Source organism: [Clostridium] citroniae WAL-17108, assembly GCF_000233455.1.
In the GTDB taxonomy this organism is placed as follows: domain Bacteria; phylum Bacillota; class Clostridia; order Lachnospirales; family Lachnospiraceae; genus Enterocloster; species Enterocloster citroniae.
Genome location: NZ_JH376427.1, coordinates 179,624 through 200,325, shown reverse-complemented (window position 1 = coordinate 200,325; position 20,702 = coordinate 179,624). Strand labels below are relative to the sequence as shown.

The window sequence follows — 20,702 nt, the reverse complement described above, 5'->3', positions numbered from 1 at the left end:
GCATGAATGCAAAGATAAGGGATATGATCGTGACCAATGCGGTTGCGATCCTTGCGGGCCTGCTTCTCAGCGGTCTGATGCTTCTCCTGTTACATATTAACCCATGGGAGGTATTTACCTACTCTGTGACCACTATGCTCACGGATAAATATACCACAGGCGAGGTGTTCCTCAAGGCAACGCCCCTGATCTTTACCGCGCTGGCATTTGCATTTACCTTTAAGGCAAACCTGTTTAATATCGGCGCCCAGGGGCAGTTTTACATGGGAGCAGTGGCGGCCATTGCGCTGTCACTCCAATTGGACGGAAAGGTTCCCACCCTGGTCCTGCTGGTGGTCGTATGTCTGGCGACCGCGCTGGCAGGAGGGCTGATCGGAGCATTGATCGGTTTTTTGAAAGCCCATTATAAAGCCAATGAATTCCTGGTAAGCATGATGTCGACCTATGTGGCTTTAAACGTGATGAACTATCTGCTGCGCACCTTTTTAAAGGAATCCAAGGGGGAATATCCCCAGACAGATGCCATTACCAGAGCCGCATGGCTGCCGACCATTGTCAAGGGGACCAGGCTGCATGCCGGTTTTGTGGTGGCTGTTCTGGTGGCTGTGGGCATATGGATCCTTCTGTACAAGACACCTCTCGGCTACCGCATCCGGGCAGTGGGAAGCAACGATTCCGCGGCCAGGATGTCCGGCATCAATTCAAAAAAGATATTTGTGATTGCATTTTTTATCAGCGGAGCCCTGGCGGGTATGGCCGGATTTACGGAGGTAAACGGGGTGCAGCACATGCTGATCCAGGATTTTAACAGCGGCGTGGGTTCGGCCGGTCTGGGCATCGCCATTCTGGCAAATGCAAACCCCATCGGTATTATATTTGCGTCCATCCTGTTTGGTGCCCTGGGAGTGATGGGCAATCTGATGGGCCGCATGCCGGGGGTAAACGTGCCGTCCAGTATTGTGGATCTGATGCAGGGATTTGTCATGTTGTTTGTAATCATCTCCTATTTCTTCAGACATTACCTGGAGAACAGGAGAGAGAAGCTTAAACTGCAGAAAGGAGCGTAAAGCTGTATGATCGTAAGTTTATTAAAACGGGCATTGATGATGAGTACGCCCCTGCTTTTCGGCTCCATTGCAGAGGTGATCGCAGAGCGTTCCGGTATGATGGTAACCGCCATAGAGGGGATTTTCCTCATGGGCGCCTGGGGTGGATTTGTGGGAACTTATATAACGGGAAATGCATTCATCGGCATCCTGTGCGCCATCCTGGCAGGGGTGACCGCTGCGGCTGTGTACGGCGTGGTGTGTATCTATTTAAAGCAGCACCAGGTGGTTACGGGAACTGCCATCAACGTGCTGGCAGCCGGTATCTGCACCTACCTTCAGAGAGTGTTTTTCGGCGTACCTACAGCGCCTCTGAAAATAAGCCCATTGCCGGAGATCGCCGTTCCGGTTCTCAGCAGGATCCCGGTTCTTGGGCCGGTCCTGTTCCAGCAGAATATACTGACATATGTGGTGTATCTGATCATACCTGTGTCCTATTTTATGCTGTTTAAGACATCCATCGGACTGACCATCCGCTCCACGGGAGAGAATCCTGAGGCTGTGGATGTGGCTGGTATCAATGTGAATACGGTGCGTTTCCTGACCGTATTGCTGGCCGGCATGATGGGCGGAGTAGCAGGCGCATTTTACTCCGTAGGGTATCTTGGGATGTTTACCACCAACATGATCGGCGGCCGCGGATGGATTGCATTTGCCATCTGTTTCCTGGGGAACTGGAACCCCAAGGGAGCGGTGATCGGCACGGTTGTGTTCGGTCTGGCAGAGGCTTTGGCTATCTATATGCAGTCCATGGGCGGAGGCGGAAACTTCCCCAACGAGCTGTTTATCGCACTCCCCTATATACTGACAATTGTGCTGACCGTTTCCAGAAAAAGCTTTAATGTGCCGGCCAAGCTGGGGGTTACATACAGTAAGGAGAATTGATTTTCTGGTAAACATAAAAGCGCGTGCCATTTGACACGCGCTTTTATGGCTGGATTTATAGTAAATATCTTTTTAATAAGCGAGTTAATTCCTTCACATCAATGGGCTTTGCTATATGAGCATTCATACCGCACCCCAAGCAACGCTGTATGTCATCAGAAAAAGCATCTGCGCTCATAGCTATGATTGGAACAGTTAAGGCATCCGGATGATTCAGCTCCCGGATTGCTTGCGCAGCCTCATATCCCGTCATGTGCGGCATCCGTATATCCATAAGAATAACATTGTAATATCCCTCTGGTGATTTTTGGAATTTCTCCAAACATATCCGGCCGTCTTCTGCCCAATCCAATTCCACGCCCAGATCGGATAACAGTTCATTTGCAATCTCCCAGTTAAGCTCATTATCCTCAGCAAGCAGGATACGGCGCCCGGACAGATCAACATCCTGGTTCAATGTCCGGTTATTTGGTGTTCCAATCCCCATATATTGGCTCAGCGCATGGAATAGTGTGGATTTAAACAAAGGTTTGGAAATAAAACCGCTGATACCCGCCTCCCGGGCTTCGGCTTCAAATTCACTCCAGTCATATGCAGAAATCAGCAGTATCGGTACTTCATCCCCTAAATTGCGCCGTATCTCTTTTGCAACCTGGATCCCATTCATGCCAGGAAGTTTCCAATCTAACAGAATTATTTGATAATCCTCTCTCTTTTTGCGGTGTTGGTTAACCAGTTCTATGGCCATTTCCCCGCTTAATGTCCATTCAGCCTTTATTCCAATGGATTTTAGCGTGTCCATGGCCGTCCTGCATAATAATTCGTCATCATCCACCACTAGCATATTCCAAGAGGGGAGAACCATATTCGTTTCCAGTGTAACTGCTTTTTCAAAATCAAACATGAGAAGAAACTCCGTACCTTTATCAAGCTCACTTTGTATGTGGATGGTTCCTTCCATCGCGTCCACAATGTACTTTGTAATCGCCATCCCCAAACCGGCACCCTCAGTTTTATGTATTCTGGCTCCATCCGCACGGCTATAGGATTCATAGATTCTTTTCAGAAAATCTGGCGACATACCAATTCCGTTATCCTTGACCTTGATATGAATTCGGACGTAATTTTCTCCTTTGGGAGATGTTTCTTCAGAAAAGGATAACTGAATTGCCCCTCCCTCCGGTGTATACTTAGTTGCATTGGATAAGAGATTCAGCAAAACCTGATTCAAGCGTACGCCATCGCACCACACATTTTCTGTTATGATATTTTCAACATGAATGTCAAAGGTTTGCTTTTTTGCCTTAACCTGTGGCTGCATAATGTTGACAATTCCCTCAACAACTTCCTTTAGTGAAATCTGCTCTGTTGTTAAAGTTAATTTACCGCTTTCAATTTTAGACATATCCAAAACATCATTGATCAGCCCTAATAGATGTTTGCTCGATAATGTGATTTTTCTAAGGCAATTCTGTACCTGTTTCCGGTCATCTATGTGGGCTGTGGCAATCGCAGTCATGCCTACAATTGCATTCATGGGTGTACGGATGTCATGGCTCATATTTGCTAAAAATTCACTTTTGGCTTTGTTCGCTTCAAGAGCCTCCTGCCGGGCCTTCTCCAATTCATGCAGCTGAGAGCGTGTTATGGAGAAGTACCGAAGAAAAATCAATGTTAGAATGATTAAAACGGAAGCACAAGACACCAATGTCATGAACATACGCTGGCTGCTTAGGTTGTTTATGGTATCGTCCAATATACTGTAAGGCATTACCGATACTAAATACCACTCAGAATAAGGTAATGATATACCATAGATCTGCCGTTTTTCGCCGTTTACTTCAAATATTCCAGCATATTCTTTATGATCCTTTAGCGCAGCGCCAAATTTTTGAAGTGAATGTTCTTCAGATGAATCATTTGCCGTGGAATCAAGTTGCTTTTGCAGTTGTTCAAAGAGATACCATAATTCAGTGTTGGGGTTTTGTATTACAAAACTTCCGTCCGGCCTGATTATATGATAATACATCAGCTGCCCTTCATCCTTTAAGGATAGGAATTCGGTAATATATTCCAAAGGAACGGCCGCTATCAGGCCGGCGCTTCCATCCCCATTGCGCATGGGATAAGCGGCGTCAACGCCAAACAATACCACTTCATTTCCAGCAGAATCAATGCCGACAGCAACGCGTTGTTCCCCTTGCAGGAGTGCTTCCACAAAAGGCTTTGGGTTAAGAGGCTGTATTGACTGCCCATAAAGAGGCTGAAAGTCTCCCTGGGCAGAACACAGTGCTAAATAGTCAAATTCCCTGATCTGTGCCCTGTAAATGAGCTCATCATATAGCCTTTCTGTATCGGTATTATCTGTTGGGACAACGGAAACAATGCCTTTGACCTGATTAAAACGCAATTTAATGACAGTTTCAAAGTGTCTGGACATTTGTTCATTCATTCCAGACATATAAATTTTTCCGATTTCGTAAACGGCTTTTTCACTCTTTTGGCTCATATAAAATCCCAGCAGGCTAAAAATGATAATACTAAAAATTAATAGCCCAATGAAACTGCATATTAGAAAACGTGTTGTAGGATTCTTCTTTATATTTTTTTCCACTGTTCTTATTTCTCCTTGGAATGCTTAAGAAAATAATTTTACGGTTTTATTATAAATGTTATCCTCACATACTGGCAATATCATTATTGGTAAGGTGTGCAAATAGGTTTGCCCGATCTTATCCTGACAAAGATGGTTTGCCATGATATAATTCAGACAGATAGGAGGCAGGTTATGAAACCACAAGAAACAAAATTTACGTTTGTATATAACGAAATCAAGCAGTGTATTTTGGAGGGCCAGATACTTCCCGGAAACGCCTTGCCATCTTCAAGGATATTTTGCGACCAATACCATGTAAGCAGATATACGATTAACCGTGTCCTTGATGCGTTGCGGGAGGAAGGTCTGGTTGATATTCAGCCTCGTCTTGCACCAATCGTTGCCTTAAGAAAAGATACGCCTGATTTGTCCAATACTGTTTTCAACATTTTAAAACAAAGAGAAGGTATTTTACAGGTATATAAGACCTTTGCCCTAATACTGCCTTCACTTCTGGTTTTTGCTTTGCAGGGGTGTGATGTGGAGATAATGCCTCATTATAAAAAGGCTATAAAAGTATTGCGTTTGGGAAATTCCTCTGATGGATGGCGTACGACTTGTAAATTAGGATCTGATATATTAAGAATAGGTGGCAATTCCCTGTTCAGCGAGCTCTATTCTTCATTCTGCCTTTCCAATAAGCTTACTTTTTTTACAGAAGAGTGTCCCTATTTCGCTGAACATTTTTTGCAGGGGTCTGTATCTGTAAGCGGCGTTATTATAGATGTCTTAAAGGGCCGTGATCCCTTCATAAAGTACAGCCAGTTATCAAATATGTATCAAAATCTCACGGACTCTATTGAATGCACATTAAAATACTTGTCAGATACGATGCCTAAATATCCGGCTCAAACCGGCATGGCGTTTTCGTGGAATCCCATGCGCGGCCAAGATTACTGCTACTCAAAAATTGTGGATGACCTGAATCTCAAAATCGGCCTTGGGGAATATTCTGTTGGAATGTATCTTCCATATGAAAAGCAACTGGCCAGCCGGTATGATGTCTCTTTATCCACAGTCAGAAAGGCATTGTCAGAACTGGAACAAAGAGGCTTTGTAAAGACATTAAATGGAAAAGGTACCATAGTTATAAAACCGGATGATACGAAACTTCATCGGCTGGCTCTTAATTCCGGATATGTAGAAAAGGCATTACGTTACCTTCATGCCCTGCAGCTGATGGTACTAGTGATTCGCCCAGCGGCCTTAGCCGCGGCCTCGAAGTTTACTAGAGCGGAATTGGATGAGTTAGCAGACAGGTTCACTTCGCCTGGCGGCATTTATTTAGCAGATATGTTTGAATCCATTTTAAAACATACCACGTTAGAACCTTTATATGTTATATTATCTGAAACCAATCGTCTTCTTGAATGGGGACATCATTTTGCTTATTATCCGTCCAAGAGACATACGCTTACACATCTCAACAGGCAAGTCATTTTAGCGCTTCGGCAATTAAGTGAAGGCAATGAGAGCTCCTTTGCAGATGACATAGAAGAGTGTTACCGTTATCTTTTAGTTTGTATGAAGAAGCATATGGTAGAAAAATATAAGTTTCATAATGTTGCGGGTATTCGGGTTCCGCCGCGTTCTGCGGATGCTCATAGACCAAATACATGAGGCTGTCGCATCAATGATCAGGAAATCATTGATGCGGCAGTCTCGTTTTGCCCTTTTTATACAGATAAAAATTGTGTGATATGCCCCATAATTCGAGTGAAATTAATTTCAATTTATGAAATATTGACAATTGGATGTTATTAACTATAATAAGGAGTGTAAGCAATATTGCAAGTATTGAAATTAATTTCAAATGAGGTATCACCATGGGGACAATGAATAATAAACGTTTAATGATCAAGGTATGCGAATTATATTATATCCAAAACAAAAGCCAGAAGGAGATATCAGCCATTCTCGGCATATCCCGGCCCCAGATCTGCCGTTTGATCACAGCGGCTAAGGAGACGGGGATTGTGAACATTTCCATCTCCAATCCTTATGTCAGGGAGACGGAACTGGAGAACCGGCTGATCAAGTGCTTTGGCATCAGGGATGCTCTGGTTGTTGACAGCACCTGCGGAGAAGGGGAAAACAGGATGCAGTCCTTTGCAAAGGAGGCGTCCAGATTAGTGGAGGATTACATTCCCCAGGATGCCAGGGTGGGGGTCATGAGCGGGTATACCTGCAAGGCCATGATCGATGCCATGGAACAGTCGCCCAAGAAGCTGAAGCTGGTGGTCCCCCTTGCCGGTGGGATATCCACCACCAATATGAGTATCCACGCGGATACCCTGGCTCAGAAGCTGGCGGACCTGCATGGAACAAGTGCGTTGAATCTTAACGCACCGGCTGTGGTATCGGATCTTAACCTGGCTGTGTCCTTAAGAAAGGAGGAGTCCATAGCCAAGGTACTGGAGGCCGGGAAAAAGGTTGACATAGCCCTGGTGGGGATCGGTAACCTGAGCGAGGGAGCCACCAATATCCAGCTGGGCAGTCTCAGAAAACAGGATGTGGATGAGCTTAGAAGACAGGGGGCGGTTGCTTCTGTGTGCAGTTCCTACCTAGACAAAGACGGATGCGAGGTGGGGCAGGAGATCCTGGAGCGCTCCATTGGGCAGTCCCTTAAGGATTTAAAGAAAAGCAGGATCATAGCTGCAGCCATTGGAGATTCCAAAGTTGAGGCCATTAAGGCTGCACTGAAAAGCGGTAAGATAGATATTCTGGTAACGGACCTGGAAACAGCAAAGCAGATATGATGGGAGGAAGAATCATGAAAATCAAGAAAATGTTAGCCATACTGGCGGCAGCAATGATGGCAGGGGCAGTGGCAGGGTGCAGCGCTTCCACACAGAGGGGCAGTGATACCGGCAAGGAAGCCGGAAAGGAAACAGAGAAGGAAACAGAGAAGGAGAAGGCCGGTGATGCAGCCGGATTGCAGGGAAAGAGTATATCCCTGATGACCCCTTATCTTGGTTCGGTGACCACCAACCAGATGGTTGAGTACATAGAACAAAAGCTGACAGATGCAGGGGCGGAGGTGTCTGTGATCAACACAAACAACGATTTCTCCCAGCTGGCCAGCAGACTGGAAGATGTGGTCTCAGCGGGGACGGACGGGATCGTGCTGGTAAGCGCGGACCCGGGGCAGCTTTCAAACCAGCTTCAGGACGTATTTGAGTCGGAGATCCCTGTGTTTGGATGTGACAGCGGATTTATTGAGGGAATGCAGGTGAATGCGACCAGTGATAATTACCAGATGGGAGAGCTGATCGTGAAATATCTGTTTGATGACCTGATGGGAGGAAAGGGAACCGTGATCGCCCTCACACACAGGCCTCATCCGGGAGTTGTAAAGCGCTGTGAGGCATTTGATGATCTGATCAAGGAGTACCCGGACATTACACTTATCACAGAGCAGCATGTACCGGCCGAACAGCCGATCAATGACGCCCAGGATATTGTGGAAAACCTTCTGCTTGCCAACCCTGACCCGGATTCCATAACCGCCATATGGGCTGCGTGGGATGAGCCGGCCATCGGAGCCACACAGGCGCTGCAGGAAGCAGGCCGGAGCCAGGTTCTGGTTACGGGTGTGGACGGGAATGAGCAGGCAATTTCCCTGGTAAAAGAGGGAACCAACCTGAAGGCCACGGTAAAGCAGAATTTTGAGGGAATGGCCCAGATTGTATATGAGCAGATGGACCGGTATTTTAAGGGTGAGGAGATTGAAAAAGGGGAAATGTATGCTCCGGCCACACTGATCACCCAGGAAAACGCAGACGCACAGTGACGCCAGCACATTGGCAGGGAGTAAGATCATGCTTTTAAGGACAGAAAATATAAGTAAGCAGTTTAATGGGATCTATGCGTTAAAGGGAATAGACATGGATATCCAGGAGGGAGAGATACATGGACTGGTTGGGGAAAATGGGGCAGGCAAATCCACCCTGATCAAGATCCTTACAGGTGTGTATTCACTGGATGAAGGCACGGTTTACTGGAACGACCAGCCTGTTGCCATCCATACCCCCACTGACAGCCGGAAGATAGGGATCAATGTCATACATCAGGACCACGTGCTGATTCCGGCGTTTAATGCGGTGGAAAACGTGTATCTTGGAATGGAATATCCGAGCAGAGGGGGAACCATTGACTGGAAGCAGATGAAGGAGCGGGTGCAGCACAAGGCGCAGGAACTGGGGATCGAGATTGATCTTACAAAGGCGGCCTCACAGCTTAGCCCGCCCCAAAAGACATGCCTGGAGATCATCCGGGCCATGATGACGGATTGCAGGCTGCTGATCCTGGATGAGCCGACCGCATCATTGACAGATAAGGAATCGGAGATCCTGTTTGGCATCATTGACCGCCTGAAACAAAGAGGCACATCCATCCTTTATGTTACACACAGGATGGATGAGATCTTCCGGCTCACGGACAGGATCACCATCTTCAAAAACGGCATAAAATCAGGTGTTGTGGGCACAAAGGACGTGGATAAAGAGGGACTGATCTCCCTGATGAGCGAACAGTGGAAGGCAGAGACCGTTGATAAAACCGGGGGACTGGGGCCGGTGCAGCTGGAGGTAAGGGAGATGGCATCCAAAGACGGGATCGTCAAACGTGCCAGCCTTCAGGCGCACAGCGGTGAAATCCTTGGAATATTCGGACTGGGCGGTAGTGGAAGGACAGAACTTTTGGAGTGTATTTATGGATACAGGACCGCCAAATGCGGCACCGTGTCCATAGACGGAAAGAAGATGGAGAGACTGTCACCTGGGTGTTCCATTCGCGAAGGAATGGTATTGATCTGTGAGGACAGACGGGGAAAGGCAATGATCGGCAGCATGAGCATAAAGGAAAATGTGACCCTGTCCTGTATTGATGAATATTCCAGCCATGGGGTGCTCAGCGCAAAGAAGGAGGAGCAGGCCGTATCAGAGCGGGTTGGAAGCCTTCAGATCAAGATGGCGGGGATGGACCAGAGGGCCATTGAACTGTCAGGAGGAAATCAGCAAAAGGTAGTGTTTGCAAAGGCGCTTATGACAAACCCCAAGGTATTCCTGTGTGACGAGCCGACCCAGGCAGTGGATGTAAAGACCCGCAACGAAATCCATAAACTTTTGAGGGAACGGGCCGCGGCGGGAAGCGCGGTGGTTTATGTGTCATCTGACTTAAAAGAGATTCTTGAAGTGGCAGATAATATCCTGATCATGTCACGGGGATGCACAAAGGAACTGCTGAAGAATGAAAACCTGACATCAAATGAAGTGCTTTCCTATTGTTATGATAAATAAAGAAAGGTGAAGAGGATGAAAAAGACAGATTTTAAACAGATGGCCCAGGCCTATGGAACCATAATCGCACTTCTTGTGATCATCATGATATTCGGCGTTCTGAAGCCTGCCGCTTTTCTCACCCTAAAGAATTTTATTAATATCAGCCGGCAGATGGCGGCTCTTACCATTATCTCCATTGGAGCCACCATGGTAATGGTGGTGAATGAATTTGATTTATCCGTGGGCAGTATGGCCAGCCTGGGAGGCGTTATGGCGGCCCTGATGGCAGTGGCGGGCATACCGGTAGGAGCCAGCTTCCTGCTAACAGTCCTGGTCTGTATGGTGATCGGATGGGTCAACGGATACATTGTGGCAAAATTCAAGGTACTCTCCTTTATCACCACACTGGGTATCAGTACAGTGCTGGACGGCCTGATCTACAGGCTGACAGGCGGGGCGACTGTTTTTGAAAACATACCAAAGAGCTTTACCTGGCTGGGAACTTCTAAGATAGGGGGAATCCCCTTCCTTTCAGTGCTTATGATCCTGTTTGTCCTGGCCTTTGCATTTTTTATGAAGCATACGCCTTCGGGCAGGAAAATGTATGCCATCGGCGGAGGGGAAGAGGCGTCCAAGATCGCGGGCATCAATGTGAAGACATATAAGATCCTGGCATTTATGCTGTGCGGGGCCCTGGCAGGAGGAACGGGAATCGCCGTTGCGTCAAGGGTGGGCTCGGCCAACACCTCGGCGGGAGCCGGATATTTCCTCCAGTCCTATGCCGCTGCCTATATCGGCTGCACGGTATCCAGGCAGGGAATCCCCAATGTGGCGGGGACATTTGTGGGTGCTGCCATCTTGTCAATCCTGGCAAACGGGCTGACGATCCTGCAGATGCCCTCTTATATGCAGAATATTATTACGGGTATTATTATAGTGGTTGCTGTAATTGCCCAGAAGTTGGGACGAGGTGACGCTAAGTAATGGATCAGATAAAAGTTCACAGCAGACGTATGCAAAAAAGTATAGACGACAACAGGAATCTGTTTGTGGGGTACATAACCGCCGGATATCCGGATGAGGAGCATTTTTTTCATATTATCCATGAGTGCTGCCGCAGGGGGCTGCCGGTACTGGAAATAGGATTTCCTTCCAAGGATCCCTACGAGGATGGGGAGGTAATTAAAAAAGCCCATGAAACCGTGGGGACAGGGCTTTGCCATGCCATGGATTTTTGGAGGCGTCTTAGGGCTGAGGTTTCAGTTCCCATATGGCTTATGGGATACAGGGAGGACCTGATCCATACGGAAATTTACAGGAATCTGGCGGAGGAAGGATTATTTGATGCCCTGGTGATCCCCAATATGGGGGTTGAGGACAGGATCCGGTTAAAGGCTGAGATCAGCGGATATGGTCTGGACGTGGTTGGTTTTATCTCCAGTGACGACAGCTTTAATGAGATAACAAAGACAATCCAGGAATTTCCAATGATCTATCAGCGTTTATACAGCGGTCCTACAGGCATGCAAACCAGTGGAAACGACTATGAAAAACTGCTGGATTACGGTAAAATGTTCCATAGCAATACAATCTTTGCGGGTTTTGGGATCAGCTCAGGCGAACGGGTCAGGGAACTGATACAAAACGGATTCTATGGGGCCATTATTGGAACCGAGATTATGAGAAAACTGAACAAATCCCAGGAAGAGCTTTACGATTTTATAGATGAGCTGGCCGGTATTATGGAGCAGGCACGCTAAGTGCTTGCAGCAAGGAGGGATCCGTCAAATGACAATTGCCACATATGACATAGGCACAACGGCAGTCAAAGGCGTGCTGATCAATGAAAAGGGGGAGGTGCTTTCCTCCGTGTCAAAAACAATCAGTACGATCTTTGATAATGAAAAAAAGGAGCAGAGGCCACAGGATTGGTTTGATGCCTTTTGCGGGATCTCGAAGGGATTCGCGGCAATGGACAAGGGGACGCCTGTGGAGGCAGTCATCATGAGCGGTCAGATGCAGGATGTAATTCCTGTGGACCGTGAAGGATGTCCGGTGGGAAATGCTGTCTTGTATTCAGACGGCCGGGCTGCTGACCAGGCCCGGGAACTCATTGAGCGCATGGGAACGGACTATCTGGAGTCTGTCACAGGAAACCATTATGACGGTTCCCTCCCATTGCCCAAGTTGATGTGGATCAAGGAAAACCAGCCTGATCTGTACGGGAAGATCCATAAGGTCCTTATAAGCGCAAAAGATTATATTATTCTCCGGCTTACTGGCAGGGCTGTGGGTGATATGACGGCCTGCTCCACGGCTGGAGCCATGAATATGGCTTTGGGCGCCTGGGATAGCAGGATCCTGTCAGCTGCCGGAATCGATCCCAGTCTCATGCCTGAACTGTATTATCCCCATCAGGCAGTGGGGACCCTGAGCAAAAAAGGGGCAGAAGCCACGGGATTTGCCGAAGGGGTCAGGATATACGCAGGCGTGGGGGATGCTGGTGCAGCCACCCTTGCCAGCGGGATCCGGCGCCCTGGGGAATATAACATAAACCTGGGGACTTCAGGCTGGGTTTCCACCATATCCAGGGAGGTTTCCAGGGGATCGGAGGGCATATTCAATCTGGCGGCAATGGAGCAGGGGGCCTATATCAACGTGGTTCCCTTTCTCAATGCAGGGAATGTGCATAAATGGATCAGCAGCCTGTTTACAGCACGGGATTCCCGGAAGAACATCGATTACCCATATGTGGAGGAACGGCTGAGGGAGAGCAGACCGGGAAGCGGAGGCGTGGTATTCCTCCCCTATCTCAACGGGGAAAGGTTTCCGGTGATGGATTCCCTGGTAAAGGGAAGCTTTCTGGGAATCACGGCTGCCACGGGGCAGGGAGATATGATAAGGAGTTGTCTGGAAGGAGTGGCCTTTTCCATCAGGCAGGGGATAGAATGCATTGGGGTTCCGCCCAAAAACATATCCGTCATAGGCGGCGGAGGGCGTGTCGGCGTCTGGAATCAGATACTGGCCGATATCCTGAACCAGACCGTGTATGTATACAAAGATGGGGAAATGCTCCCGGCCCTGGCCCTGGGGGCGGCGGTGCTGCTGGCAGAAGGCAGGATACAGGGGTATTCGGAGTTTACAGATTCCCTCCAGAGCAGGGAACGCTCAGTTGCCTATAAGCCGGATCCGGAACGGGCAGCTTTCTATGACGTGCTGTATCAACGTTACCTGGATATTTATCCGGCAGTAAAGCGGTATTACCATGGCGAAAGAATGAAATAAATCACTGAAAAACTCCTTCCTGGGATGGAAACAGGAAGGAGTTTTTTTGCATTGGCTGCAAGAGATTATGGATCAGGTTTGATCAGGGCCCGGTTCCGCCCTCGGTCCCATTGGACGTCCCTTCCTCCGGCTCCTCCTTGGGGGTGCGTGTAAAATACCGGAGCAGACATAGGGAATTGGAGGAAAGCCCGTTGCCGAAGAGGTTGATATAATCCTCCTTGGATGAGCGCACATGGTCAATGACGGCCTGGCGTCCTTTCTCATAGTCCTGGTCCCGGATGGCATCCAGTATGGCCTGGTGCTTGACACAGGCTTTGCTCTGCAGGGAATTTTCAAGAAAGGAGAGAAAACGCATTCTGGTCAGCTGAAGCAGGATCTCGTCATGGGCTTTGACCAACCGCTTGTTATTGGAAAGGGCAACCAGCTCGTTATGAAACTGCTGATCATAGAAAAAATGCTCCTTGGCCTGGCCTGCTTCATTGGTGGATTTCATATTATTGGTTATATCCTGAAGGGCTTTCAGCTGGTCAGGTGTGATCCCTCTCCTCCATGCAAGCATGAATGCCGTGGTTTCGATCCCCTCTCGAAAATCAAAGAGATCCTGTATATCCTCTGTTGTTATGGTTGAAATGCGGTAATTCTTCTTGCCGCTCTGTTCTTCCAGCAGCCCCTCATTCTCCAGCCGCATTAATGCCTGCCTGATGGGAGTACGGCTCATGTTCAGTTCCTTGCTGAGAAGATAATCGGATACGATTTGACCGGGGAACAGATCAAAATCAAAAATCTGCTGCCGTATTGTCTCATAGGCCTTTACAGCCAGACTGCTTTCTTTTTCCATCATATCCTCCTGTAACAGCTTCCAAATGATAGAACCATTTTAATCCATTTTCAGTGAAATGTCAAAGTGATTAGGGGAGGGCAAGGATAAATTGCGGCATGTGTTATGAAGGTAAGCGGCAGAGGCTTCTATGTCAAACAGAAGACTGTTCTGGATGTTTCCTTCCACTGCCAGTGTGCCCTTGTAATCCATTTCTATCAGCTTTTCATAGATAGCGGTAAAGTCCATGCTTCCCAGCCCGGGGAATGCACGGTTGTTATCGGAAATATGAAGGTGAGGATAGTAGGACTGATACGCTTTCAGGGAATCCAGCACAGAGGTTTCCTCTATGTTCATATGATATGTATCAGCCAGAAGGCGTATCAGGGGGCTGTCCAGACAGTCAATGATCCTGGCCCCGTCCTTCAGGGTTTTGATAATGGATGATTCCTTGTGGTTGGTGGCCTCCAGGAGGACCAGGACCTGCTTTTCTTCTATATACGGCTTCAGCTCCATCATGGATGTAAGGAAATGCTGTTCCCCGTCCCTGCTGCCGCTCTCAGGGCCTCCTTTAAAAAATCCCAATATGATCCCGCACCCCATAGCGGCAGCGTAATCAATATTCTGACGGCACCCTTCAACGGCCTTTTGCCGTTCACTGGGAATGGCGCTGCTGAGGGAGAGATGATGTGTTTTGGCATAGGCGCCGGTTGCAAGCATATCCATCTTAAGGCCGTACTCTTTTAATAAACCATGCAGTTCCTCCGGTTTGATCAATCCTAAATCAGGTAAATTTAATTCCACACCATAAAATCCTTCTCTGCGCAAAAGCCGGAACAGCATCCTGATTTCAGAAAACTGTTCTTTTGTCTCCAAGACACATTGAAAACTGGTCTTAAAGGGAAACGATACTTGTTTCATACCCGGTTGTATCCTCCATATAAATTTAATTGTAGTTTACGTTCAGCTTGAATATAGTTTAAAACAGAATACAAAATTTGTATACAAAAATTGTATACGAAAAATGGATTCAAAATTTGTGCACAATTACCATTGCGAAAAATATGGTCATTTATTACAATACCACCATAGAGATGGCTCTAAAAACTAACAAAACGTATAATCAGGGAGGTTCTTCAAATGAGAAAGATGATGAAACGTATGGCAGCAGTGACAATGGGAATGGCAATCGCAATGACGGCAACCGCCTGCTCTTCCAATTCAGGAAGTGCAGCTCCTGCATCCACTCAAAAGGAAGGCACAGACGCTGCCCAGTCCAAAGAGGAGAAAGAAGAAAAAGGAACAGAGGCGGCCGGTGAGAGCTACACATTGATGTTCGGACATGCCCAGACCGAGACCCATCCATACCAGGCATGTTTCCAGGAATGGGCGGATGCGGTTGCAAAAAAGACGAATGGTGGACTTGTCATTGACCTGTACCCCAGCAACACACTTGGCTCAGAGGAGGATATCATTAACTCATTTAAGGATTCAGACACAAACTGGGGCTACAACACGGATTTTGCCCGTCTGGGAACCTATGTACCGGAGCTGGCAATGTTCAATCTTCCATATTTTGTGGAAACCATGGATGATATCAATGCGGTCAAAGAGCTGGATATGGTAAAAGAGTGGATCCAGGAACTGGAGGCTGAGAACGATATTAAGGTAGTGTCCCTGAATCTTGTGCAGGGTTACAGGAACGTGGTGGCAGGCAAGGCGGTGACCAAACCCGAGGACCTGAAGGGACTTACCCTCCGCTGCCCCAATACGGAGATCTGGAGAGCGGCTGTGAGTTCACTTGGATGCAGCGTTCAGGGAATGGGACGCGGGGACATTTATAATAATCTTGTAAACAAGGTGATTGATGGTTACGAAGATGTGTATCCCTGTATTGTTTCCGAAAGCTATTATGAGATCAAGAACGTGAATACGATTTCCGAGACACATAATATTCTGCTGTTAAATCCCGTGGTAGTTGACGCCGGATGGTTCAACAGCCTTCCCGAGGAGTACCAGACCATTCTGATGGAAACCTGCGATGAGGCAAGCAGCGCCTGCTCGGAAAAGATGCTTGGTGAGTTTACGGAAGAAGCAAAACAGAAGTGTATTGACGAGGGTATGACTGTGATTGACCATTCAGAGATAGATGTTGATGCGTTCCGGGAAGCTGCAAAGACATCTTATGAGCAGCTTGGGCTTACAGATACATATAACCAGGTGATGGAAGCACTTGGAAGATAGGGATGAGTGATTCCGGTATAAAGAGAGGTAAAACTGAGGATGAAAAAGTTTTTTGAGATTCTGAACAAGGCAGAGCTTGCAATTACAATGACCTGTGTAGTGGGTTTTACATCCGTATTAATGCTGGGGGCCGCGGTGCGCCTGACAGGCCATCCCTTAAACTGGTGTAACGATGTGGCCCTTTTGATGCTGGCCTGGACTACATTCCTGGGCGGGGATGTGGCGTTCAGGGCAGGAAGAATGGTGAATGTGGATATATTAATAGGTAAGCTTCCGGTTGCACTTCAAAAAGCAGTGGCTCTGATCGTATACGCCGTTTTGCTGGTCATGATGTTTGTGATGGTAAGGCAGGGGCTTCAGCTATGCGCCAATGTGGGCAAACGGACCCTGGAGGGGATTCCCTTTCTAAGCTATGTATGGGTTGCCGCCTCCATACCGGTTGGTTTTTCCCTGATGTTCATAACAGCTGTTAAGCGTCTGTATGACCTTATGAAAACAACAGACAGCACAGTCATATCAAAGATGTAAGGAGAAAAACATTATGATTACTGTCTTTATCGTATTTTTGATCCTTTTGATCATAGGTGTGCCGGTTGCATTTGCAATCGGTGCATCGGGAATGGTGTTCTTTTTGCAGAATACTCATTTTCCTCTTACCCATGTTGCACAGCTTCCCCTTACCCAGGTCCAGAGCATATCCATGCTTGCCATTCCTCTGTTTATCCTGGCCGGAAACCTGATGAATAACGGAGGGGTCACAAAACGCCTTGTAAGTCTTGCAACACTGCTCACCGGACATATGAGAGGCGGCCTTGCCCAGACCAGCGTGGTGCTCAGCACCCTGATGGGAGGCGTGTCCGGCTCAGCTACCGCGGATGCAGCCATGGAGGCGCGTCTTTTGGGCCCGGATATGATCAAGAGCGGTTATTCCAAAGGATTTTCCGCCAATGTGCTGACCTTCACTTCATTGATCACAGCCACGATCCCTCCGGGAGTAGGGCTGATCATCTACGGTACAACAGGAAGCGTTTCCATTGGCAAGCTGTTCTCAGCCGGTATCTTTGTGGGGCTTTATATGATGATCGTCCTGATGGTGTCTGTGGCAGTTATTGCCAGAATGAGGGGATACAAGCCCATACGCCGGGAACGAGCCACTTTAAGGGAGATCGGCATTAACCTGAAGGAGACCATATGGGCGGTTATGTTTCCTGTGATTCTGCTGGTGGGCATCAGGATGGGATTTTTCTCACCTTCCGAGGTGGGAGCATTTGCCTGCTTTTATTCTGTGTTTGTGGGCGCATTTATCTATAAGGAACTGACCGTTCAGTCCTTCCTCAAGGCATTGAAGGACAGCATTGGGGATATCGGCTCCATTATGATGATCGTATCCCTGACCGCGCTGTTTGGTTATGGGATTCCCATTGACAAGATACCTCAGAAGATGACTGCATTTATTACAGGGATCACAACCAATCCGGCGCTGGTGCTTGTACTCATCATAATACTTCTTGTATTTGTGGGAATGTTCATGGAGGGCTCGGTTGTAATTTTGCTTCTGACCCCCATCCTCCTCCCCATGTGCCAGTCCGTGGGGATTGACCCGGTCCATCTGGGGCTTCTCATGTGTGTGATAGTTACCATGGGCGTTAATACGCCGCCGGTTGGAATGAGTATGTACACGGTCAATACCATACTGGACTGTTCGCTGCAGGAATACACAAAGTCCATGATCCCATTTTTAGCCGCGATCCTTCTGGCCATTGGACTCCTGGCGTTTTTCCCGGATGCGGTTTTATTCCTGCCGCGATTGCTTTATTAACTGAAGAATAGGATGAAAGGATCATTCAGATGAATCATTTAAGCGACTGCTTTGTTTTAAAGAATGGGGTAAAGATCCCCTGTCTGGGATATGGCACATGGAGGACACCGGAGGGGAATGAGGCGGTGCAGGCAGCACCGTGTTAGACAACCAGGTGCTCTGTGAGATTGGCAGCAAGTACCATAAATCATCTGCCCAGATTGCCCTGCGGTGGGAACTGCAGCAGGATATTATTCCGATCACCAAGTCCATGAACCCGGGGCGGATGGCTCAAAATGCAGATATATTTGACTTCTGTCTTACAGCCCAGGAGTGTGTCCGCATCACCGGATTGGGTGAGGATGGAAGGACGGGGCCGGATCCGGATCATATCGGCTTTTGATCCGACCGCTGCCAGAATCAGGCTCATCAAGGCGAATTTGAAGGCCTGGCCGAGGGCCCGGCCGAACCGGGAGATGCGTGCTGGAAGGCGCCTGTTTCAGGGACGTGGCCGATCAGGTTTCCGGAAACGCTGTACAGTTCAATGATCTTTAGTTCCAGTTCACTTTCATGGAGGGGATTTTCCATTGGGCACTGTTGCCAATGACCTGGCTGCATGTTCTGGATTCATGCCCTGGATTCACTCAACCCTTGTATCAGACGTGATTCTTTAGTATAATAATAGATAGATACCGATGTTGTGAACCACTGAAAAGGGGGCGTTTTTATGGATAACAAGTATGTGAAGATACATACAACCGGCTGTGAGGCACCGCTTAAGGTTACACCCGGACACTTTGCCACCAATCATGCCCATATCAATTATTACATTGATATGACTACTCTGAAGACAAGGCTCAGTGAGGCGCAGGAGATTGCCAAAAGCCTGATGGGAATGTTCCTCTATGACACGGTTGTGGACACCATTGTGTGCCTGGAGGGAACCCAGGTGATCGGAAGTTTTCTGGCTCAGGAGCTGACCGGAGCCGGAGTTCTCTCCATGAATGCCCACAAAACCATCTACATTGTGACGCCGGAGTACAACAGCAACAGCCAGATGGTATTTAAGGAAAATATCCTGCCCATGATACGGGGCAAGAATGTGATCCTGCTGACCGCATCGGTCACAACCGGGCTTGCCCTGAATAAGGGGATCGAGTCTGTCCTGTATTATGGAGGGGTTCTGAGAGGGATCACGGCCATATTCAGTGCTCTGGATGAGATAAACGGGCATAAGATCACTTCTATATTTAATAAAAGAGATGTTCCGGAATATGCGTTCTATGATTACAGGGACTGCCCGTTCTGCAAACAGGGCAGGAAGCTGGAGGCGCTGGTGAATTCCTACGGGTATACCAGCCTGTAAGGATAAAGCATTATAATATGGAATCATACCCTTGTCCACTGAGGGTATCAATTGTGCCGGACATCTGTCCGGCATGTTCCTTCTGCTGCATTTCCTTTGCAAAGGGGATCCGCTGCTTGATTTTTTTTACAATAAAATGTTATATTTATTTTTGTACGGGAAAAACAGAAATGGGAGTATGATTTGCGAAATAAAAAACCAAGCTAAAAGGAGGCCTTATACGGGCTTCCTTTTCTATATTTACCCGGCAAAATAAGAAACATAAAGTGTACTCTCGGAATCTCAGCCGCAAAGATGGGTGCCGGGGAGACTCCGAGAGTACACTAAACAATCTAGTAGGAGGAACGGACATGTTGAAACGAACAATTGCAGGCGGAACGATCGAAGAATACTGTCTCTGGCTGCAGCATAATGAGATGAGCCAGGGAACCATTTATAAATACAGATATTATCTGAACCAGTTTGAACAGTTTATGGATGGGTCAGCAGTTACCAAAGAAAGGGTTATGGCCTGGAAGGAAACACTTAGGGGAAATCTGTCGCCGGTGACCGTTAACGGCGCCCTGGCTGCTGTCAATGGATTTTTCCGGTACTTGGAATGGAATGACTGTCTGGTTAAGTTTATAAAAGTGAAGCAGCAGGTCTTCTGTTCCGGACAAAAGGAACTGAAACGTGAGGAATACCTGCGGCTGGTGGAGGCTGCGCGTGTAAATGGAAATGAGCGGCTATGCCTTTTGCTTCAGACCCTGTGCTCCACAGGCATACGAATATCGGAACTTTCCTATATTACGGTGGATGCGGTGGAAAATCAGATTGCACAGGTGGACTGCAAAGGAAAGGTCAGGACCATCTTTCTCACACAGCAGCTGTGCAGGCTTCTTAAGGAGTATGCGGGGAAAAGGAAGATACAGTCCGGCGCCATTTTTGTGACACGAAGCGGAAAGCCCATGGACCGCAGCAATATATGGCGTGAGATGAAAAAAATCGGAATAAAGGCAGGGATCGATCCGAAAAAGATATTTCCCCATAATCTGCGCCACCTCTTTGCAAGGGTGTACTACAGCCAGGAAAAGGATCTGCTGCGGCTGTCAGACATACTGGGGCACAGCAGTGTCAACACGACACGTATCTATACAATGGAAAGCGGGGAAAAACATGTCAGACAGTTGGAACGAATGGGGCTGCTCATAGAACATTACAACAGAATTCCTCTTTTGTTGTAAACAAAAGGATATCGTTTGGAGTTATTATACTACATATTTT

18 protein-coding genes are annotated in these 20,702 nt (G+C 47.7%); 15 read left to right on the top strand and 3 right to left on the bottom strand.

Annotated features, from left to right (window positions below):
- Positions 1 to 2: 2 nt before the first annotated feature.
- Together HMPREF9469_RS22715 and HMPREF9469_RS22710 are read left to right on the top strand one after the other, a co-directional pair.
- Positions 3 to 1,067 carry an ABC transporter permease gene (locus HMPREF9469_RS22715; RefSeq protein ID WP_007867395.1) on the top strand — a complete coding sequence of 355 codons (1,065 nt, stop codon included), beginning with the start codon at positions 3 to 5 and terminating at the stop codon, positions 1,065 to 1,067.
- A gap of 6 nt (positions 1,068 to 1,073) precedes the next feature.
- Complete coding sequence (locus HMPREF9469_RS22710; protein ID WP_007867390.1) at positions 1,074 to 1,991, top strand: ABC transporter permease; 918 nt, start codon at positions 1,074 to 1,076, stop codon at positions 1,989 to 1,991.
- 55 nt (positions 1,992 to 2,046) lie between these two features.
- On the opposite strand, the gene HMPREF9469_RS22705 is transcribed toward HMPREF9469_RS22710, so the two are convergent.
- Positions 2,047 to 4,605 carry a hybrid sensor histidine kinase/response regulator gene (locus HMPREF9469_RS22705; RefSeq protein WP_007867385.1) on the bottom strand — a complete coding sequence of 853 codons (2,559 nt, stop codon included), beginning with the start codon at positions 4,603 to 4,605 and terminating at the stop codon, positions 2,047 to 2,049.
- Positions 4,606 to 4,779: 174 nt separating this feature from the next.
- Between HMPREF9469_RS22705 and HMPREF9469_RS22700 the strand changes: the two genes are divergently transcribed.
- From HMPREF9469_RS22700 to HMPREF9469_RS22670, 7 genes are all read left to right on the top strand, one after another.
- Positions 4,780 to 6,267 (top strand): GntR family transcriptional regulator, encoded by a 1,488-nt coding sequence (locus HMPREF9469_RS22700; RefSeq protein WP_007867383.1) that lies wholly within the window; start codon positions 4,780 to 4,782, stop codon positions 6,265 to 6,267.
- 206 nt (positions 6,268 to 6,473) lie between these two features.
- A complete protein-coding gene (locus tag HMPREF9469_RS22695) occupies positions 6,474 to 7,406 on the top strand; it encodes a sugar-binding transcriptional regulator (RefSeq protein WP_007867381.1) in 933 nt (310 codons plus the stop codon).
- 14 nt (positions 7,407 to 7,420) lie between these two features.
- Entirely contained in the window at positions 7,421 to 8,440 is a 1,020-nt protein-coding gene (locus HMPREF9469_RS22690; protein ID WP_007867375.1) for a sugar ABC transporter substrate-binding protein, read from the top strand.
- A 28-nt stretch (positions 8,441 to 8,468) separates the two neighbouring features.
- On the top strand, positions 8,469 to 9,947 hold the full coding sequence (locus HMPREF9469_RS22685) for a sugar ABC transporter ATP-binding protein (RefSeq protein ID WP_007867374.1): 1,479 nt from the start codon (positions 8,469 to 8,471) through the stop codon (positions 9,945 to 9,947).
- Between the two features lie 15 nt (positions 9,948 to 9,962).
- Entirely contained in the window at positions 9,963 to 10,913 is a 951-nt protein-coding gene (locus HMPREF9469_RS22680; RefSeq protein WP_007867371.1) for an ABC transporter permease, read from the top strand.
- On the top strand, positions 10,913 to 11,689 hold the full coding sequence (locus HMPREF9469_RS22675) for a tryptophan synthase subunit alpha (RefSeq protein ID WP_007867368.1): 777 nt from the start codon (positions 10,913 to 10,915) through the stop codon (positions 11,687 to 11,689). The genes HMPREF9469_RS22680 and HMPREF9469_RS22675 overlap by 1 nt, the downstream gene beginning before the upstream one ends.
- 28 nt (positions 11,690 to 11,717) lie before the next feature.
- A complete protein-coding gene (locus HMPREF9469_RS22670; protein ID WP_007867365.1) occupies positions 11,718 to 13,214 on the top strand; it encodes a xylulokinase in 1,497 nt (498 codons plus the stop codon).
- An 82-nt stretch (positions 13,215 to 13,296) separates the two neighbouring features.
- Here HMPREF9469_RS22670 and HMPREF9469_RS22665 read toward each other — a convergent pair whose 3' ends face one another.
- Positions 13,297 to 14,052 carry a GntR family transcriptional regulator gene (locus HMPREF9469_RS22665; protein WP_007867362.1) on the bottom strand — a complete coding sequence of 252 codons (756 nt, stop codon included), beginning with the start codon at positions 14,050 to 14,052 and terminating at the stop codon, positions 13,297 to 13,299.
- A gap of 39 nt (positions 14,053 to 14,091) precedes the next feature.
- Positions 14,092 to 14,952, bottom strand: a complete 861-nt coding sequence (locus HMPREF9469_RS22660) for a sugar phosphate isomerase/epimerase family protein (RefSeq protein ID WP_007867358.1) — start codon at positions 14,950 to 14,952, stop codon at positions 14,092 to 14,094.
- Between the two features lie 219 nt (positions 14,953 to 15,171).
- On the opposite strand from HMPREF9469_RS22660, the gene dctP reads away from it, so the two are divergent.
- The 6 genes from dctP (at position 15,172) to HMPREF9469_RS22625 (ending at position 20,662) form a co-directional block, all read left to right on the top strand.
- Entirely contained in the window at positions 15,172 to 16,275 is a 1,104-nt protein-coding gene (dctP, locus tag HMPREF9469_RS22655; protein WP_007867355.1) for a TRAP transporter substrate-binding protein DctP, read from the top strand.
- 39 nt (positions 16,276 to 16,314) lie between these two features.
- Entirely contained in the window at positions 16,315 to 16,803 is a 489-nt protein-coding gene (locus HMPREF9469_RS22650; protein WP_007867353.1) for a TRAP transporter small permease, read from the top strand.
- A gap of 13 nt (positions 16,804 to 16,816) precedes the next feature.
- The gene (locus tag HMPREF9469_RS22645) at positions 16,817 to 18,094 is read left to right on the top strand and encodes a TRAP transporter large permease (protein WP_007867351.1); all 1,278 of its coding nucleotides are present in this window, start codon (positions 16,817 to 16,819) and stop codon (positions 18,092 to 18,094) included.
- Between the two features lie 139 nt (positions 18,095 to 18,233).
- Positions 18,234 to 18,476 carry an aldo/keto reductase gene (locus tag HMPREF9469_RS22640; RefSeq protein WP_007867346.1) on the top strand — a complete coding sequence of 81 codons (243 nt, stop codon included), beginning with the start codon at positions 18,234 to 18,236 and terminating at the stop codon, positions 18,474 to 18,476.
- A 324-nt stretch (positions 18,477 to 18,800) separates the two neighbouring features.
- On the top strand, positions 18,801 to 19,439 hold the full coding sequence (locus HMPREF9469_RS22635) for an orotate phosphoribosyltransferase (RefSeq protein WP_007867344.1): 639 nt from the start codon (positions 18,801 to 18,803) through the stop codon (positions 19,437 to 19,439).
- 350 nt (positions 19,440 to 19,789) lie between these two features.
- Positions 19,790 to 20,662, top strand: a complete 873-nt coding sequence (locus HMPREF9469_RS22625; RefSeq protein ID WP_007867341.1) for a tyrosine-type recombinase/integrase — start codon at positions 19,790 to 19,792, stop codon at positions 20,660 to 20,662.
- Positions 20,663 to 20,702 lie beyond the last annotated feature (40 nt).

What these genes read in the sequence shown, in the direction of transcription:
- dctP (WP_007867355.1), top strand. Translation starts at nt 15,172, where the DNA reads ATGAGAAAGATGATGAAACGTATGGCAGCAGTGACAATGGGAATGGCA.
- HMPREF9469_RS22675 (WP_007867368.1), top strand. Translation starts at nt 10,913, where the DNA reads ATGGATCAGATAAAAGTTCACAGCAGACGTATGCAAAAAAGTATAGAC.
- HMPREF9469_RS22645 (WP_007867351.1), top strand. Translation starts at nt 16,817, where the DNA reads ATGATTACTGTCTTTATCGTATTTTTGATCCTTTTGATCATAGGTGTG.
- HMPREF9469_RS22650 (WP_007867353.1), top strand. Translation starts at nt 16,315, where the DNA reads ATGAAAAAGTTTTTTGAGATTCTGAACAAGGCAGAGCTTGCAATTACA.
- HMPREF9469_RS22635 (WP_007867344.1), top strand. Translation starts at nt 18,801, where the DNA reads ATGGATAACAAGTATGTGAAGATACATACAACCGGCTGTGAGGCACCG.
- HMPREF9469_RS22660 (WP_007867358.1), bottom strand. Translation starts at nt 14,952, where the DNA reads ATGAAACAAGTATCGTTTCCCTTTAAGACCAGTTTTCAATGTGTCTTG.
- HMPREF9469_RS22715 (WP_007867395.1), top strand. Translation starts at nt 3, where the DNA reads ATGAATGCAAAGATAAGGGATATGATCGTGACCAATGCGGTTGCGATC.
- HMPREF9469_RS22685 (WP_007867374.1), top strand. Translation starts at nt 8,469, where the DNA reads ATGCTTTTAAGGACAGAAAATATAAGTAAGCAGTTTAATGGGATCTAT.
- HMPREF9469_RS22625 (WP_007867341.1), top strand. Translation starts at nt 19,790, where the DNA reads ATGTTGAAACGAACAATTGCAGGCGGAACGATCGAAGAATACTGTCTC.
- HMPREF9469_RS22695 (WP_007867381.1), top strand. Translation starts at nt 6,474, where the DNA reads ATGGGGACAATGAATAATAAACGTTTAATGATCAAGGTATGCGAATTA.
- HMPREF9469_RS22680 (WP_007867371.1), top strand. Translation starts at nt 9,963, where the DNA reads ATGAAAAAGACAGATTTTAAACAGATGGCCCAGGCCTATGGAACCATA.
- HMPREF9469_RS22690 (WP_007867375.1), top strand. Translation starts at nt 7,421, where the DNA reads ATGAAAATCAAGAAAATGTTAGCCATACTGGCGGCAGCAATGATGGCA.
- HMPREF9469_RS22670 (WP_007867365.1), top strand. Translation starts at nt 11,718, where the DNA reads ATGACAATTGCCACATATGACATAGGCACAACGGCAGTCAAAGGCGTG.
- HMPREF9469_RS22700 (WP_007867383.1), top strand. Translation starts at nt 4,780, where the DNA reads ATGAAACCACAAGAAACAAAATTTACGTTTGTATATAACGAAATCAAG.
- HMPREF9469_RS22665 (WP_007867362.1), bottom strand. Translation starts at nt 14,052, where the DNA reads ATGGAAAAAGAAAGCAGTCTGGCTGTAAAGGCCTATGAGACAATACGG.
- HMPREF9469_RS22710 (WP_007867390.1), top strand. Translation starts at nt 1,074, where the DNA reads ATGATCGTAAGTTTATTAAAACGGGCATTGATGATGAGTACGCCCCTG.